Here is a 15,936-nt window from a genome sequence, read left to right as displayed (position 1 = left end):
GTTCTGTCCAAGCCCGATGCGGGCGCGTGCCAATACTTTACCATTCTTGGTCAAAAGCGCGTTAGGTGTGATGTGAATGTTCAGCGTTTAGGCTCCAATTTCAACAACTTTTCGATTTACGGGCGCCTTAAGGATCGTCGAAACAATACTTCTTCCGTTCGAATATGGCCTCGTCAAATTTCTGATCAAGTTTGATCTCATCGAGAGCGATGTCAACAACCTTGCCGCTCTTAAGCCGAAACGGCAAAAGCAGGCCGTCAGCATTACGATAATCCGAAAGGTCAAACAGGCCTGCGGCTTGCGAGTAGGAGAGAAGCATCCCGGAAACCGGATCGAAACCCAGCAGCACCTCACCACCCGCCTTTAATTTGACGGCCATAATATCCAGCTTACCGTTCGGCATTCTCGGCGAATCGAACCGTCCGTAATAAACCAGTCCGGAAGCGGCATCCGGATCGTTGATCAGTTTGAAAATATAAAAAATATCGACATTGTCGATCGTGGTTATACCCGGAATGGTCTTTTCAAGTCCGAAATCGGTCTGGAGTAAAAGCGTCTTACCGTCGAAGACCTGCCTTGCCTCACCAACGGTTTCGGACGAGAGGAGCATCAAGTATTTGCCTTCCCCATTTCCAAAGACCTTGAAACCAAATTCCGTTAGTGAGCCGGCGATCTCAACCGTATCCATACCGCTTGCGCTATATGAACGCAGCTTTGCGAGTGCAAAACGGCCACCGATCTTTGCAATAAAATCATCGATCAGTTTTCGAGCAACAGGGTCGAATGGCGTTGTCTGTCCCGAGCCGGAACCCGAACCGGAACCTAAAGTTCTTGGCGGCGATGGATCTGCTTCGCGAATGCCGCCACTCGGCGTTACTTTAGCCCTTGGCGGTGAGTCACGATCGGCGGCCTGAATCGCATTGCCGCTTATCGTTTTGACCTTAGCATCAGGCGGCGGGATCACTTTGGGCTTTTGCGGTGCGTCGCCGCGAGCAATAGCGGCGAGGGCCGTGTCAAGCTGAACATCATGTCCGGCCAGCATGGCCGCTCGGTCATTTACCGCGGCAATGTCGGGCTTTACGCCATTGCCTTCGATCAGGTTGCCGTCGCGCGTACGAAAATTCGCCGCCGGATAGATCAGAACGCCGCCATCCGGAAGGCGCAGGCTGAGCGACGGCAATGCTTCGCCGCCCGTCGGCTCACCTACCAGCAATGCCCTGCCATTCTCTTTAAGTCCTGCCGCAAAGACCTCTCCGGTCGAAAGCGTATAGGCGTCGGTTAGCAAGATGAGTGAGCCGGTGAAGTGATTCGCCTTTGGATATGCAAGTACTTCTTCATTTCCATGGCGGTATATCGCCGTACCCATCAATTCCTTTCTGTCAACGAGCATGCCGGATAATCCGTTTATCGTCCCCAGAACGCCGCCGACATTGCCCCGAAGGTCAATTACCAAGGCTTTCTTGTTCTTGAAATCCCGTACAGCACTGCAGAACCGATCCATAACAGGTACGGCGAAAAGATTAAATCGAATATAGCCTACGTCGTCCGTTAGTGACCTGGCCTCGAAGTCGAGAAATTGGCGCGGGAAATTTGGGCCGATCGAGATCAACTCGCCTTTTAGACGCTCGCGGCTTATCAGGAAATCGACGGGCCTATTTTCACCGTCAAGGCAGCTTATGGCGACTTTCGTATCCTTTTCTCCGTTAAGGAACCATTCGACGATCTCGCGTGGAAGCCGCCGCTCCATATTTCGGATATACGAATAAAAGGTAAGTGTGCGCCACATTACATCGGTCATCGAGACGCCGTTGATCTTATCGAGAATATAACCCGCTTTAACGCCTGCGAATGCCGCAGCCGAATCATTCTCGACACGCGAAATGACCAATTTTTTACCAATAAGGCGTAGTTCAACGCCAATACCGAACCTGTAGTTCGATTCATTGGTAAGGATCAGCGGTTCGTCCTCATCGTTATCATCGGGAATGCCCGCGTTGGCCTGAGGCTTGTTCATTGCCTTTTCCCGTGCCCGCGATTCTGTCCGGGCCTTGTTTATTTCTTGATACGCGGATGGAGCTATGACGGCGAAGTGCGACCTGTTCAGCGTATTCAGCATCTCATACATCAGCTTGTTGAACTCGAGATCGTTCTGAACTGCAAGAACGCGGGGCCGAAAACGCACCTTCACCTTGTTCCAATCGTTTCCGTTAAAGGTAGTGTCAAAGTAGTTGTCGCGAACGGTCTCCCAGATGCGCACAAAAGTTTCGAGTCGGATCCTTTGTTCGGGCGTTGCGTTCTTCGGCGGGGCGTCCGTATCTACGGTTGTGTAGATATTCGCTATGATCTCCCGCCGCTGGACGGCCTTTTTGCGCTTCTGTGCGGAGGCCGCCGGTGCGAATACAAGCAAAAGCGTGCCAAGCAAACAAACTGCGAGGCACGCATGGAAGGCCTTTGTAAGAGATGTCATAAATTGATGGCCTTAAAGTCCTTTTGAGGCGACATATTTTACGAGATCGCGTACCCTGCACGAATAACCCCACTCGTTGTCATACCATGACAGGATCTTTACGCAGTTGCCGTCGATAACGGTCGTATTTTCGGCGTCAACGATCGATGAGTTCGAGTTACCTTTGAAATCCATCGAGACAAGCGGTTCTTCGCAGAACGCAAGAATGCCCCGCAGTTCTTCGTTCGCAGCATCCTTGAGGGCTTGGTTGACCTCTTCGGTCGTCGTTTCCTTCTCAACATTGATGACCACATCGACCAGAGACACGTCCGGAGTGGGAACGCGAACCGAAATGCCGTCAAACTTCCCTTTCAGATCAGGAATGACAAGAGCGATCGCCTTTGCCGCACCCGTTGAGGTTGGGATCATTGAGAGTGCTGCGGCGCGTGCACGCCGGAGGTCTTTGTGAGGAAGGTCAAGCAGCTGCTGATCGTTCGTATAGCTGTGGATCGTGTTCATCAAGGCATTCTTGATGCCGAACTTGTCGTGGATTACCTTTGCGACCGGTGCCAGGCAGTTCGTTGTGCACGACGCGTTCGAAATAATATGATGATTTTGCGGATCATACATCTCTTCGTTCACGCCAAGCACGACCGTAACATCCTCACCTTTTGCCGGAGCCGAGATAATGACCTTCTTTACGCTTCCGCGAAGGTGTTTGCGGGCATCTTCGGCCTTCGTAAAGCGGCCGGTCGATTCGATCACGATCTCTGCTCCGACGGAATTCCAATCGATCGCGGCAGGGTCTTTCTCGCTAAAAACCTTAAAAGTGTCTCCCTCGACCGTGATCGAGCCTTCATTTGCCGTGATCGTGTGTTCGAGGTTTCCCATCACAGAATCATACTTGAGCAGGTGTGCCAGCGTCTTTGTGTCTGTGAGATCATTTACTGCGACGAGGTCAATATCCTTATCGCCAAGCCATGTACGGACTACCGAGCGTCCGATACGTCCGAAACCGTTAATGCCAACTTTGATAGCCATTGTTTTAAGAAGCTCCTCCCGGAATATTTGTGTCCCAAAACATTTAGATTAACGCACGCGGCCGTAAAATTCAAAAAATCGCCGCTCGCGGCACTCCTTATGAGCCGACAAATTGTTGAAACATGGCATTGTTTCACTCCGTACTATGTATTCGACGCCTAAAGTGGCGATCCTTAGCTCGGAGACGCCTTTTTAACAGATGACCTCTTTCCTGCAAAGGTTAAAGTATAGGACAATTCTCGCCGCCGCATTCATCTTTTTCGCGGCGGCGCATTTGAGTGCCCAAGAGGTAGCACATTCCGGTACCGTTGCAGAAAACCTTCTTAAGGTAAAGGTCGTCTTTTTGCCGGAGAACGTGGCCGCGGCCAATACAAGTTCATCGACGATGGACCGAGTCGGAGTACAAGCAGCGCAGCCGCTTGCCCTTTCGCTTAACGAAGCTGTTCAGCGGGCACTAAAGAACAATAATGATATCGAGATGTCGCGTTCCGATGTCCGTATCGCGGAAACGACGGTTCGTTCGCGGCTTGGGATCTATGATCCGACGTTCTCGTTCTCGCCGACGCTTTCTCACAGTCAAACAACGGGCGGAGCGGGTACGAACGATCTTCGTACGAGCGCAGGATTAAATCAATTTATCAGGCCGGGCGGCGGCAGCTTTAATACTTTTTTCAACAATAATAGAACCGAGAATGCTTTTGCCCAGGCACAGGCAAGCTCAGGCGGACTCTCGGGCGGCAGCGGTGCAATTTACACATCAAGCCTCGGGGTCTCATATACGCAGCCATTGGCGCGTAACTTCAATATTGACAGCAAACGATATGCGATAAAGATCGCTAAGAAGCAGCTTGCTCAATCTGATTCGGATTTTCGATCAAAGGCGATCAATACCATCGCAGCGACACAGCGTGCGTATTGGAATCTGGTATTTGCTCTCCGCGATCAGCAGAATCAATCCGACAATCTTGAGCTTTCACGTGAGAATCTTCGGCAGATAGAGGCCCGCATTGCCGCGGGCGCTGCGGCTCCGCTGGATAAGGCCGAGGTTGATACGGAACTCGCGACCCGCGAAGGCAATCTCCTTTTGGCTACACAGCAGGTAACTGTTGCGGAGAATGCTTTGAAGCAGCTGATCTTCGGTGATCCGATATCGCCGGATTGGGAGCGGAGCATCGTGCCGACAGATAAGCCGGCATTTTCCACGGACACAGTGAGCCTCGATGCGGCAATGAAGGATGCGATGGATAATCGTTTTGAGCTTCGGCGACTCAAGCTTGCCCGCGAGATCAACGCTATCGATATCAAGTATCTGCGTAATCAGACCTTGCCGCAGATCGACCTTAATACGCAGTTTTCGTTGAACGGCCTCTCACAGAGCGGCTCAAGCAGTGCGTTTACCACAAACCTCTTTACAAGCACGGGCGATCTTTTCCTCTTGAACGGGATAAATACGACGCGATCGTTCGTCGGGCTTCCGGTGCTGGCCAATCCGAGTTTTGTTGTCCCGGCGTCGCCGGCGTATCTTTACGGAGGCTTCGGGAGGTCGCTGTCGAATATCTTCCGCAGTGACGCTCCAAATTACTCGATCGGCGTTACGATCTCGTTCCCATTTCGCAACAGGACGGCGAAAGCTGATCTTGAAGCGGCGAAGATCACTTCAGAAAGGCTCGCGGCCCAGACACGTTCACAGGAGCAAGCGATCATCGTCGATGTCAGGAATGCGGTTCAGGCCGTCGAAACGGGACGCAAACGCGTTCTTACCGCGCGCCGGGCACGCCAGAGTGCCGAAGTGCAGCTTGACGGCGAAAGAAAGCTCTATGAAGCAGGCCGCTCAACGACCTTCCTTCTGTTCCAACGTGAGAATGCATTGGCGAACGCTCGAACGGCAGAGATCCGCGCAGAAACGGATTATATTTCGGCGATCGAAGCCCTTCAGCAGGTAACTGCAACAACCTTTAGGGAGAATAACATTACCCTCGACTCACCGGTCGAGATCAAATGACGGGGCGATAATCATCTCGCTATTCTTTCGATTTTCGCCGAAAACTGAGAAAATCTTGCTCGTGAAGATCTCAGCCGTGATCATCGTCAAGAATGAGGAGCTCCATATAGGCGGACTTTGTGAAACGATCCCTTGGGTCGATGAGATAGTTATCGTTGACTCCGATTCGACTGACCGCACCGTCGAGATAGCACGGCAATACACTGCAAATATTTTCAACCGCGAATTTCGGGGCTTTAAGGATAAGCACGAATTTGCGGATGCACAGGCGACCGGCGATTGGATATTTTGGCTCGACGCGGATGAGCGCGTAACACCCGAACTTGCCGCTTCCATACAGAAACTTCGCTCCGTGCCTGACGAGAAGTTGCTGAATGGGTACAAGGTCCGTCGAAAGGCTTTCTACTTGGGCCGATGGATCGAACATTCGGGTTGGTACCCTGATATGCAGATGCGGTTTTATCGAAAAGCAGGCAGCTATTGGGACGGTGTCGCGCCGCATCAGTCGGCTCGCGTTCAGGGCAAGCTTGGTGTTTTGGACGGAGAACTGCTCCATTTCACGAAGCAGGATATTGCCGAGCACCACCACGTAACGGGTTTCTATGCGGCGTTGGCTGCCGAGTTCAATGCAAAAAATGGACGCCGTGCCGGCTTTGTCTCGATCTTTTTCAAACCGATATTTGCATTCCTGCGCGTGTATTTTGTGAGGCTCGGCTTTCTTGACGGGATACAGGGGCTTATTATTGCGTACATGGTCGCTCATGGCGTCTTTCTGAAGAACGCACAACTCTGGGAGGCCCGACAAAAGCAGTGACGAAAGCAGTCATTCTGTGCGGCGGACGAGGGACACGGCTCGGTGAACACGGACTTGCCCTGCCGAAAGCACTTATACCGATCGGCGGCCAGCCAGTGATACGGCATTTGATGTCGGCGTATGCGCGGCACGGCATTACGGAATTTATCCTTTGTCTCGGCCATCTTGGCGATGTGATACGCGCTTGGTTCGCTGAAAACGATGTACCGTGGTCGGTTCAGATGTTCGATACCGGAGTTGATACAAATACAGGCGGCCGGCTTCTCGCAATACAGGATGCTGTTGGTGACGGCACCTTTTGCGCAACCTATGGCGACGGGCTTTCAAATATCGATATCAGCAGCTCGCTGGCGTTTCACGCAACGCATGGCCGAGCGGCGACTATTGCGGTCGTACATCCGATCTCGAATTTCGGCATTGTCGAGATCGGGCCGGAGAACGAGGTAAGACGGTTTACAGAAAAGCCGGTGATGAGCGAATGGGTCAACGGCGGTTTTTTTGTTTTTAACAGTAGTATCTTTGAATATTTGACGGCTGACTCAGTTCTTGAGCGGGAGCCGTTCGAGCAATTGTGTGCCGAGGATGAGATGCGTGCGTTCAAGCACGAAGGCTTTTGGAAGTGTATGGACACCTATAAAGACACAATAGAAATGGAGAAACTGTGGCGCGAAGGTGCGCCTTGGACGCGATAGAGTGATATGACCGATCTTTGGACGAACAGGCCTGTTTTCGTTACGGGTGCATCGGGTTTCGTAGGGGCTAATCTTACGCAGCGGCTGGTTTCCTCAGGCGCGCGGGTCGTTTGCCTTGAACGCGATGCCGTTAACCCGAACTCACTTGACCTGCTCAGGCTGCGGGACAAGGTTTCCATCATAAGAGGCTCGGTCGAAGACCTTGCTTTGATGACGCGTGTGCTGAATGAATTCGAGATCGACGCCGTTTTTCACCTCGCGGCGCAGGCTTTGGTAGGCTCAGCAAATCGTTCGCCCGTTTCAACATTTGAGTCCAATATCCGAGGCACATACCACCTGCTCGAGGCATGCCGGCTTTCACCGAACGTAAAGCGCGTTGTTGTAGCATCGAGTGATAAAGCCTACGGCTCGCATACCGCACTTCCCTACTCTGAAGATCTCGCCCTTGACGGCATTTTTCCGTATGACGTTTCAAAAAGCTGCACGGATCTGATCTCGCGGTCATTCGCCTTGACCTTCCATATGCCCGTTGCGATCACACGTTCGGCAAATATCTACGGCCCGGCCGACGTTAATCTTTCAAGGATAATTCCGGGAACGATCATTTCTGTACTAAAGGGTTTACGCCCTATCATCCGCTCGGACGGCACGCCCGTCCGCGACTTTATCTTTACAGATGACATTGTTGACGGCTATTTGCTGCTGGCGGAACATATTGACGAAGTACAGGGCGAAGCGTTCAATTTCGGATCGAACGCACCGGTGAATATGCTTGATCTGGTGAATATGATCATCGATGAAATGGGCCGTACAGATACACTTACGCCGCAGGTGATGCTAAATAAAAAGATCGATCGCGAGATCGACGCACAATATCTCTCCTCGCAGAAAGTGAATGAACGGTTCGGCTGGCAGCCGAAGTACACCCTGAAGGACGGGTTGGCCTTGACGGTGCGTTGGTATCGCGAGAACTGGCCGCTAACGCCGATAAATATGGCCTAAAGACAACCGCCGGTGCTAACGAAACATCAAAACCTTACACTGTCGCGGTGTAATTTTGGTATAGTTTCCTATAATGAAGCACTTGCTCCTTATCGCCTGTTTCCTGCTTGCGGGTTCTGTTTGCATATCCGCACAAAAGGGTGTTGATACTCAAACTCAAAAGATCAAAGATGAAACGGTAAAGGTTACTACCCGCTCGGTCGAGGTCGGCCATTCGATCGACTGGGGCAAGGGGAAAACAAAGGTCCGCGATCGCTTGCCCAATCCGTATAAGCTCAATTCACGGCGTGATTCGCTTACCGAAACCATAATTAGCGTCTTGCGTGATAAAAAGATCGTTGTGGATGAGGCGTCATCGCGTTTGCGCGACGGCCTGATCGTTACGCAGCCGGTGGTTTTCGCAAAAGGTGCCGTGATCTCGGCCGGGGAACTCCGCCGCTACGGTGTACTTTCAGACAACGATTCGATTTGGACCCGCGGCCAATATACGCTGACCATCGAAATACAGCCGATCGACGGTATCCAGAATAATATTTCCGTAATTGCAAAGGTAGAGGGACGTGCCGGCAACGGACTTGGTTCGGAGTGGCGTACGGTGCCGAGTTCAGGCTTAGCCGAGGATGAGTTCCTTTCAAAACTGGTAGAAGCGGTAACGGGCGTATCACCGGAGCCTGTTCAGGACGTTGAGAAGCAACCGTGATGATCGACCGAGCACATTTGATCGTACTTTTCGTTCTCGTTTCGGTATTTGCAATGCCGGCGCTCGCTCAGAACGCGGATAACGCGACCGAGATCACCGCTACGGCAAAAGAAGGCCGCAAAGACCTGCCAAAAGACATTCGCGAACAACTCGATAAACTTCGGATCGAACAGAACAAGAAAGACTATAAGAAGATGCTCGATCGGGGAGATGAAGTATTAAAGATATCAGCCGACCTTGAAAAGCGGAACGTTTCCTCGGCCGAAATGGCAAGTTCCGACGCAGATAAGATCGTCGCGCTCGAGAAACTCGTCAAGAAGATCAGGAGCAGTCTCGGCGGAAAAGAGGATGATATTGATGACGACGCTGATCAGCCGCAGCGTGATGGGCAGCAATTCACAGAAGCACCGAAGGATCATGTTTCCGGTGTAAAAGCGTTGCATGAAGCCGCCGCGAACTTGGTCGATGAACTTAAGAAAACGACGCGTTTTTCGATCTCGGCCTCGGCCATCTATGCGGCGAACGCAGTCCTTCGGCTCACGCGCAGCCTTCGATCGCAACGCTAGCTGAGAGATCCTTATGCGGTTGTTCCGATCCAAGACGAGCTCGCTTTGCATTGCTTCCTTTGCCATTCTGATGGCTGCCTCCGTTTCAGCCTTTGCACAAAAGCAAGATGACGATGTAATTAAGGTCGATTCAGCTATAGTCCTTGTGAACGTAGCTGTAACTGATGAAGAAGGACTTGCCGTTGAAGGGCTGAAGCGCTCTGAGTTCACCGTCCTCGAGGACGGAAAAGAACAGGAGGTCAGCATTTTCGGCTCAGAAAGCACGCCCTTCGCAGCGGTCCTTCTCATCGACTCTTCAGGAAGTATGGAGTCGCGGATAAGCCTCGCCCGCTCCGCCGCGATCAACTTCTTGGACGGCCTCCGAACGGACGATGCGGCGGCGATCTACCATTTTTTTTCAAAGGTCGTACAAGTACAGGATTTCTCGAATTCACACGACATCAGCGAAAGGATCTTCGACGTAAAGCCAGACGGAATGACGGCGCTCAATGATGCCGTATATGAAGCTGCGCAAGTTCTGAGTCAGCGGCACGAAAAGCGGCGAGCGATCATCGTCCTTTCTGACGGCGGTGACAATATCAGTAAGCGGTCGAGCGAGAAGGCACTCAAAGCAGCTGATGCCGCGAACGCTACGATCTACACGATCGATATGAGTTCGCCTGAGCTTTCGATGGCTGAAAGGGCCGCGAACCGCGGCGTCTTGAAAAAATTTGCCGAAAAGACCGGCGGTACATTTATCGAAACGCCCGGTGGCGCAGCGATGCGTACGGCGTTTCGAGCGATAGTTGAGGAGCTGGGCTCACAATACACGCTCGCCTACGAGCCGAAAGGGCCGCCAGACGGCAAGCACCATGCGATCGAGGTTCGGATCGCACGGTCGAATCTTACGATACGGACGCGAAAAGGCTACGATTCGCCAAAGAAGTAACTGTTGCGCTGTTTATCCTTATAACGCTCAAGCCCGAGTTCCACAAGTTCGTCAATAACCGCCGAGAAAGGCTTGCCGCTCGCGGCCCACATCTTCGGAAAGCCCGAGGCGCTTGTCAGCCCCGGCATTGTGTTGATCTCGTTAACAAGCAGCGAACCGTTGTCCTTACGTAAAAAGAAATCAACGCGGGCAAGCCCCGATCCGTCGATAGCCTTGAAGGAATCAACAGCCAATTGCTTTATCTTTACCGTCAATTCGGTCGAGATCGGTGACGGGACAACGAATTCGTTATTTCCGGTGCCCGAATACTTTTCCGTGTAATCGAGAAATGCCTTTGTATCATCACGGATGAGATATTCGCCGGGCTCGCTTGCTGCGGGGCGATCATTGCCCATCACGGCACACTCGATCTCACGCATATCCAAGCCCTCTTCAACGATGATCTTACGATCGTACTTCGCGGCCTCGACTATGGCATTATGAAGGGCGAGAGCGTCATTTGCCCGTGATACGCCGACCGAGGAGCCAAGGTTTGCCGGCTTTACGAAACATGGGAAACCGATCTTCGACTCGATAAGAGTCAAGACCTTATCGCGATCCGACTCGAACTCGGAGCGGAGGAACCACACATATTCACAGATCGGCAGGCCTGCTTCACGGAATAGTGTCTTCATAACGACCTTATCCATCCCGCAGCTAGACGCGAGTACGCCGCAGCCGATATAGGGAAGATCGGCCATCTCAAGGAGTCCCTGAATAGTGCCGTCCTCGCCGAAAGTGCCGTGAAGCACGGGAAAAGCAATATCGATCAGCTCTGCGGCGAGAAGGGCCGGCACGCCGCTGAGCCGTGACTCTGCAGTATCGTTCGTAACGACGGCTGAAGGTTCGCCGAAGTGCTTCCTGAAATGATCGACCGTTTCATCGTTAAAAAGATCCAGTGAGTCGGCCGGCGACAGCCAATTCCCTTCGGGAGTTATCGCAAGGGGCACTAATTGATACTTCTCGGCATCTGCTTGTTCGATCACCGTTTGAGCAGAGCGGATCGAGATCGCGTGTTCACCCGATCGTCCTCCAAAGATCACACCTATCCGAAGTTTCATATTCAATATCTAAGTGGCCGGTCAATTGGCCGTTTTCTTCTAAAGTATTGTCTTGCCAAGTGCAGAAAGTATAAGCTCACACGCCAATTCGACCGTAATATTCGATTGATCGAGAAGCGGATTCACCTCAACGATCTCAAATGAGCGCATTCCGCCATGTTCTGCCATCATTTCCAGTGCAAGGTGAGCTTCGCGATAGGTTGCACCGCCGCGAACAAGCGTACCCGACCCCGGCGCGAAGCGCGGATCGATGCCGTCCACATCGAATGTTACGGCAAAGCCGCCCGGCGCGGCCGATACGATCCTTAGAGCATCCTCCACACAGGCGGCCATTCCGCGGCGGTCGATGTCGCTCATCGTAAAGAATTGTGAGCGTATGCCCATCGCCTCGATGTTCGCCTTTTCGCCCGGATCAATATCGCGAGCGCCGATATGGGCGATGTATCGTGTGTTGAGCTTTGGTGCAAATCCGCACATATTGACCAATTCGCTGTTCCCGCGGCCAAGCAGGACAGCGAGCGGCATTCCATGGATATTGCCTGACGGCGAGGTCTCCGGCGTGTTGATATCGGCGTGCGCATCGAACCATATCAGGCCGATCTCCTGATCGTTCCTTCTGTAATGAGCCGAAAGTGCCGAAAATGTTGGGATCGCGATCGAGTGGTCGCCGCCGAGGATTATCGGAAACTCATCTGTGGCCAGTATCTCACTCAGCTTGCCGACGATGTTCTTGCTCGATGCCAGCATTTCCGCAAGATGCTTTGGATTGTCGCCGTGCGGAAAGGCCGGACGCACGATCTCAACATCGCCGTGGTCGTTAACACCGATCCCGAGATCATTGATATGCTCCGCAAGGTAGCGGCCGCGCACCTTCGAAAGACGCATCGCGTTGACGCCGAGTTCACTGCCCGTCTGCCCTGCTCCGAAACCCAGCGGCACGCCGAGGATCCCGGCCTTCTTTTCATTCATACTAATTCTCCGAAGCCCGTTCGGAACATCTCAACCAGCGTTTCCATAGCCTGCTCTTCATCAGATCCGCTGACACTTATCAGTAATTCGGTACCGGCAACGGCAGAAAGAGCCAGCAAGCTCAGGATCGACCGTGCATCGGCATGCGTGCCTTTCTTCAGGTCTGTCAGTGCCACACTGCTTTCAAATACAGCGGCACACTTGACCACTTTTGCGGCCGCTCTGGCATGCAGGCCCAAGGGATTGATAAGCCGAACCTGCTGCTCAAGCATCCTTTTTCTGTGATGCGGGAGCCAGCAGCACGCTTGCCCTGCAAATCGCCGATTTTCCTTGCTCCTCGAGTTCTTCTGCAAGCTCATTAAGGCCGATCCCTTTATTGGTCGTAGCAAGTTTGATGACCATCGGCAGATTCACACCGGTCACGATCTCGACCTCTCCCTCCTTGAGAAACATCGCCGAAATGTTCGTCGGCGTTCCTCCGAACATATCTGTCAGCAGTAGAACGCCCGCTCCGTGCGACACTTCACTGATGGCTCGTTCGATCTCGGCCTTTGCCGCCTCTACATCATCGTGCCAGCCGATGGAGACCGCAGCAAGGTTGGTCAGATCGCCGACAACTGTCTCCGCGGCCGCCAAAAGCTCAGTCGCAACCTGTCCGTGTGAGACGATCACGCCGCCGATATCTGTTCTTTCTTCCATATCACTTTGTTATGTCACGATGAACGGTCAGCACGTCGTAGCCCGCACTCTTTAACACGTGAGCGATAGAATTTGCTGACATCACCGAGCGATGCCTGCCGCCGGTACAGCCGATACCTATCGTAAGATATGATTTACCTTCGCGTTGGTAAAGCGGCAAAAGATATTCTAACAGTTCCGTGATCCTGCCGATCGTTTCGGCAACTTCCGGCTCCTTTTCAAGGAACTCGATCACACGCGGATCATCGCCCGGAAGAGCCTTCAGATCTTTATTAAAATACGGGTTCGGTAAATGCCGAACATCGAACATCAGATCGACACCCTGCGGGTTGCCGAATTTGTGTCCGAAGCTGACTATCTCGACCTGAAGGGGCTGCCCTTCGGGCCTGCCGCTGAACTTCTGCACGATCAGACGCCGCAGAGTGTGAACCGTAAGATCGGACGTATCGATGATCAGATCGGCCATGCGTTTCACGTCTGTAAGGGCCTTACGTTCAGAACGAATGGCCGTAACGAGGCCTTTACCTTTGTCTGCCGGATGGGGCCTCCTTGTCTCAGAGAACCTGCGTTGCAGAACTTCGTCAGAGGCTTCGAAAAAAACGATGAACGGAGCAAGTTTGCGTTTTGAGAGCTTCTTGAGCTCGGTCGAGAAATCGGGCAGGAAGTGGCGTTCGCGGATATTTATCACGAGCACGGCGTGCTCGATCGCAGGTTTCTCTCCTTCCGCCGGGATCATAAGCCGCCCGAATGTTGAAAGCATCGTAAGCGGAAGATTATCGACGCAAAAATAGCCGAGGTCCTCGAACGCATCGGTTGCGGAACTCATTCCGGAGCCGCTCAAACCCGTGATGATTATCAGAGGCAGCAGGCCCGATCCGTGTTTTAGTCGTCCTTCCATTGATCATTTGCCGCCGCTAAAAGGTGCGCGCAGCCTTGATGCAGTATTAGGTTCGCAACCCGGCGATCAAAGTACCTGTACACATATTGGCCGCGCCGCCGTTCTTACCGCGGCAGAACTGCATAGGCCGAGATCGGACATTATCCGCTAGTCAGTTGCGGCGTTCTCGTTGCCGATCAGCGATGCCTTTGTTGCCTTGTGGGACTTATCAATGATCTTATCCTTCAGGCGGCGAGCCTGTTTCTCGATCTTCCCGACAGTTGTGGCTATCGAATGGTACATATCAGGATCATCCGAAAAAGCCGCAAGCACATCATTGCGCCATTTCACAACGGCTTCGGTCCGATGCCGTCCCCTTTCAACCTCAAGAATGAGGTGTACGGAAACGGGTTTGCCCTCGAACAGTTGTTCGAGCCTTTCAAATTGGCCTGTAGCGTGATCGCGTAAGGCCTCCGTTACTTCGATATGTCTTCCGGTAATTTCAATATTCATTCATCTACCTCGATCAAAGCATCGTTTTTCGTTCCCTGGAACCCGGGATCTGCATTTGATCCCGATATTTTGCGACAGTTCGGCGTGACAGTTTAACGCCGTCCTTATTGAGGATGCCGACGATCTGATCGTCCGTGAGCGGCTTCTTCGAGTCCTCATCTTCGATCAGCTTCTTGATCTTTAACTTCAAAAGACGCGTCGAAACCTCTTCACCGTCCTCATTCATCATACCTTCGCTAAAAAAGCGGCGAAGCTCTATTACGCCCTGCGGTGTATGGGCATATTTGCGGTTGACTACCCGCGAAATGGTCGATAGGTGCATCCCGATATCTTCGGCAACATCTTTCAGCATCATCGGTTTCAGGTATTCCACACCGTGATCGAGGAATTCTGACTGCCGTTTCACTATGCACTCGACAACCCGATATATCGTTTGCCGGCGGTGCTCGATATTACGGAGAAGATCCACAGCAGCACGGACCTTGTCCTTTATGAAATCCCTCGTCTCTTTCGACGTATCGGGCTGATCGACGAGCTTATTGTACGTCGGAGAGATCCGGAGCCTGGGGCTGCCGTCGTCAACGAAATAGATGAGATATTCATCATCCACCTTTTCGATATAGACCTCGGGCGCCACATAGTGAGTTTCCCCGGATGAGAAACGGCGGCCCGGGTACGGGTCGAGCTCGCGAATGTGCGATATCTCCTCATCGAGCTTGTGGATTTCGAAACCTGTTGCTTTTGCTAAATGCTGGAGCCTATGCGGCTGAAGGTCTTCGAAATGCTCGCTCACAAGTGTCGCGGCGAGAGAAGTGCCGAGGTCCTTAGCCTCAAGCTGAGCGATCAGGCATTCTCGCACATCCCTTGCTCCGCATCCGACGGGATCGAGGGCGATCACGATACGCTGAGCCGTAAAGGCCGTCTCTATCGGGCATTCGGCAAGTTGAGCGATCTCTTCGAGAGCGATACTGAGCCGGCCGTCCTCATCCAAATTGCCGATGATGAGCTGTGCTGCATCAAAAACGTCGGGCCTGATATCGGTCAGATTGAGCTGCCATTCCAGATGCTCCGTCAGCGACGGCGAATGCGAAAGGAACTGCTCAAAACTCGGGGCGTCGTCCTTGTATTCGATCTCTTGGGTCCTATATCCGGGGTCGAGATAGTCCTGAAACTCCCTGCCGAAGTCGATCTCATCGAAAGAGTCTGATGATTCTGTATGCGGTTCGTCATCACCGGACGCATCTTCATACGAGATGCCTTCCATCGGCGTTCCGCTGATCAGCGACGTATCAAGATCAGCATATTCATCTTCAGATATCGTATTCGGCTCAGTATTGGCCGACGGTTCGAATGCCGCATCAGCTTCGCTGCCATCCGAGTTCTGGTCGAGGATGCCTTCTGAGATCTCCTGCACCTCATCACCCGGCATCACCTCTTCAAGTACAGGGTTGGCCGTAAGCTCCTGCTCGATCAGCTCACTGAGTTCCATGGTCGTCATCTGCAGCATTTCGATCCTTTGCCTCAGTTGGGGCGTCAGGACCATACGCTGCGAAAGGTTTTGTGTAAGCCTTAAAGATGACATAGCTG

The 15,936-nt window shown here is 52.6% G+C and carries 16 protein-coding genes; 7 read left to right on the top strand and 9 right to left on the bottom strand.

The window, feature by feature from the left end; all coding sequences use genetic code 11:
- Window positions 1-127 precede the first annotated feature (127 nt).
- A complete protein-coding gene (locus HS105_07520) occupies window positions 128-2,467 on the bottom strand; it encodes a hypothetical protein (protein ID MBE7516440.1) in 2,340 nt (779 codons plus the stop codon).
- A gap of 12 nt (window positions 2,468-2,479) precedes the next feature.
- Window positions 2,480-3,487: a type I glyceraldehyde-3-phosphate dehydrogenase gene (gene gap, locus HS105_07515; protein MBE7516439.1), complete on the bottom strand. Its 1,008-nt coding sequence runs from the start codon at window positions 3,485-3,487 to the stop codon at window positions 2,480-2,482.
- Window positions 3,488-3,686: 199 nt separating this feature from the next.
- On the opposite strand from gap, the gene HS105_07510 reads away from it, so the two are divergent.
- The 7 genes from HS105_07510 to HS105_07480 all read left to right on the top strand — a co-directional run bounded on the left by HS105_07510 (window position 3,687) and on the right by HS105_07480 (window position 10,191).
- Window positions 3,687-5,489: a TolC family protein gene (locus HS105_07510; protein MBE7516438.1), complete on the top strand. Its 1,803-nt coding sequence runs from the start codon at window positions 3,687-3,689 to the stop codon at window positions 5,487-5,489.
- A 55-nt stretch (window positions 5,490-5,544) separates the two neighbouring features.
- Entirely contained in the window at window positions 5,545-6,303 is a 759-nt protein-coding gene (locus HS105_07505; protein MBE7516437.1) for a glycosyltransferase family 2 protein, read from the top strand.
- Window positions 6,300-6,995 (top strand): NTP transferase domain-containing protein, encoded by a 696-nt coding sequence (locus HS105_07500; protein MBE7516436.1) that lies wholly within the window; start codon window positions 6,300-6,302, stop codon window positions 6,993-6,995. Before HS105_07505 ends, HS105_07500 begins: the two co-directional genes overlap by 4 nt.
- 6 nt (window positions 6,996-7,001) lie before the next feature.
- Complete coding sequence (locus HS105_07495; GenBank protein ID MBE7516435.1) at window positions 7,002-7,997, top strand: GDP-mannose 4,6-dehydratase; 996 nt, start codon at window positions 7,002-7,004, stop codon at window positions 7,995-7,997.
- A 73-nt stretch (window positions 7,998-8,070) separates the two neighbouring features.
- Window positions 8,071-8,697: a hypothetical protein gene (locus HS105_07490; protein ID MBE7516434.1), complete on the top strand. Its 627-nt coding sequence runs from the start codon at window positions 8,071-8,073 to the stop codon at window positions 8,695-8,697.
- Complete coding sequence (locus tag HS105_07485) at window positions 8,694-9,263, top strand: hypothetical protein (GenBank protein MBE7516433.1); 570 nt, start codon at window positions 8,694-8,696, stop codon at window positions 9,261-9,263. Before HS105_07490 ends, HS105_07485 begins: the two co-directional genes overlap by 4 nt.
- Window positions 9,264-9,276: 13 nt before the next feature.
- Entirely contained in the window at window positions 9,277-10,191 is a 915-nt protein-coding gene (locus HS105_07480; protein ID MBE7516432.1) for a VWA domain-containing protein, read from the top strand.
- Here the strand turns inward: HS105_07480 and HS105_07475 are convergent.
- The 7 genes from HS105_07475 to rpoN form a co-directional block, all read right to left on the bottom strand.
- The gene (locus HS105_07475; GenBank protein ID MBE7516431.1) at window positions 10,170-11,297 is read right to left on the bottom strand and encodes a D-alanine--D-alanine ligase; all 1,128 of its coding nucleotides are present in this window, start codon (window positions 11,295-11,297) and stop codon (window positions 10,170-10,172) included. The genes HS105_07480 and HS105_07475 overlap by 22 nt on opposite strands.
- Window positions 11,298-11,330: 33 nt before the next feature.
- Window positions 11,331-12,260 carry an arginase gene (gene rocF / locus HS105_07470; GenBank protein ID MBE7516430.1) on the bottom strand — a complete coding sequence of 310 codons (930 nt, stop codon included), beginning with the start codon at window positions 12,258-12,260 and terminating at the stop codon, window positions 11,331-11,333.
- Window positions 12,257-12,532, bottom strand: coding sequence for an HPr family phosphocarrier protein (locus tag HS105_07465; GenBank protein ID MBE7516429.1), 276 nt, complete (start codon window positions 12,530-12,532; stop codon window positions 12,257-12,259). The genes rocF and HS105_07465 overlap by 4 nt, the downstream gene beginning before the upstream one ends.
- Window positions 12,525-12,959 carry a PTS sugar transporter subunit IIA gene (locus tag HS105_07460; protein MBE7516428.1) on the bottom strand — a complete coding sequence of 145 codons (435 nt, stop codon included), beginning with the start codon at window positions 12,957-12,959 and terminating at the stop codon, window positions 12,525-12,527. The genes HS105_07465 and HS105_07460 overlap by 8 nt, the downstream gene beginning before the upstream one ends.
- A gap of 1 nt (window position 12,960) precedes the next feature.
- A complete protein-coding gene (gene rapZ / locus HS105_07455; protein MBE7516427.1) occupies window positions 12,961-13,857 on the bottom strand; it encodes an RNase adapter RapZ in 897 nt (298 codons plus the stop codon).
- Between the two features lie 147 nt (window positions 13,858-14,004).
- A complete protein-coding gene (raiA, locus tag HS105_07450) occupies window positions 14,005-14,349 on the bottom strand; it encodes a ribosome-associated translation inhibitor RaiA (protein ID MBE7516426.1) in 345 nt (114 codons plus the stop codon).
- Window positions 14,350-14,362: 13 nt separating this feature from the next.
- A complete protein-coding gene (gene rpoN, locus HS105_07445; GenBank protein ID MBE7516425.1) occupies window positions 14,363-15,931 on the bottom strand; it encodes an RNA polymerase factor sigma-54 in 1,569 nt (522 codons plus the stop codon).
- Between the last annotated feature and the right edge of the window lie 5 nt (window positions 15,932-15,936).

The sequence above is a fragment of the Chloracidobacterium sp. genome, from assembly GCA_015075585.1.
GTDB lineage: Bacteria > Acidobacteriota > Blastocatellia > Pyrinomonadales > Pyrinomonadaceae > OLB17.
Note: the sequence above shows the minus strand (reverse complement) of the source record. Positions and strands in the feature narration are given on the sequence as shown.

Bases quoted from the DNA above. Each gene is read 5' to 3' on its own strand.
- HS105_07465 (MBE7516429.1), bottom strand. From the start codon at position 12,532: ATGCTTGAGCAGCAGGTTCGGCTTATCAATCCCTTGGGCCTGCATGCC.
- HS105_07520 (MBE7516440.1), bottom strand. From the start codon at position 2,467: ATGACATCTCTTACAAAGGCCTTCCATGCGTGCCTCGCAGTTTGTTTG.
- HS105_07480 (MBE7516432.1), top strand. From the start codon at position 9,277: ATGCGGTTGTTCCGATCCAAGACGAGCTCGCTTTGCATTGCTTCCTTT.
- HS105_07460 (MBE7516428.1), bottom strand. From the start codon at position 12,959: ATGGAAGAAAGAACAGATATCGGCGGCGTGATCGTCTCACACGGACAG.
- rapZ (MBE7516427.1), bottom strand. From the start codon at position 13,857: ATGGAAGGACGACTAAAACACGGATCGGGCCTGCTGCCTCTGATAATC.
- HS105_07510 (MBE7516438.1), top strand. From the start codon at position 3,687: ATGACCTCTTTCCTGCAAAGGTTAAAGTATAGGACAATTCTCGCCGCC.
- HS105_07490 (MBE7516434.1), top strand. From the start codon at position 8,071: ATGAAGCACTTGCTCCTTATCGCCTGTTTCCTGCTTGCGGGTTCTGTT.
- gap (MBE7516439.1), bottom strand. From the start codon at position 3,487: ATGGCTATCAAAGTTGGCATTAACGGTTTCGGACGTATCGGACGCTCG.
- rocF (MBE7516430.1), bottom strand. From the start codon at position 12,260: ATGAATGAAAAGAAGGCCGGGATCCTCGGCGTGCCGCTGGGTTTCGGA.
- HS105_07495 (MBE7516435.1), top strand. From the start codon at position 7,002: ATGACCGATCTTTGGACGAACAGGCCTGTTTTCGTTACGGGTGCATCG.
- rpoN (MBE7516425.1), bottom strand. From the start codon at position 15,931: ATGTCATCTTTAAGGCTTACACAAAACCTTTCGCAGCGTATGGTCCTG.
- raiA (MBE7516426.1), bottom strand. From the start codon at position 14,349: ATGAATATTGAAATTACCGGAAGACATATCGAAGTAACGGAGGCCTTA.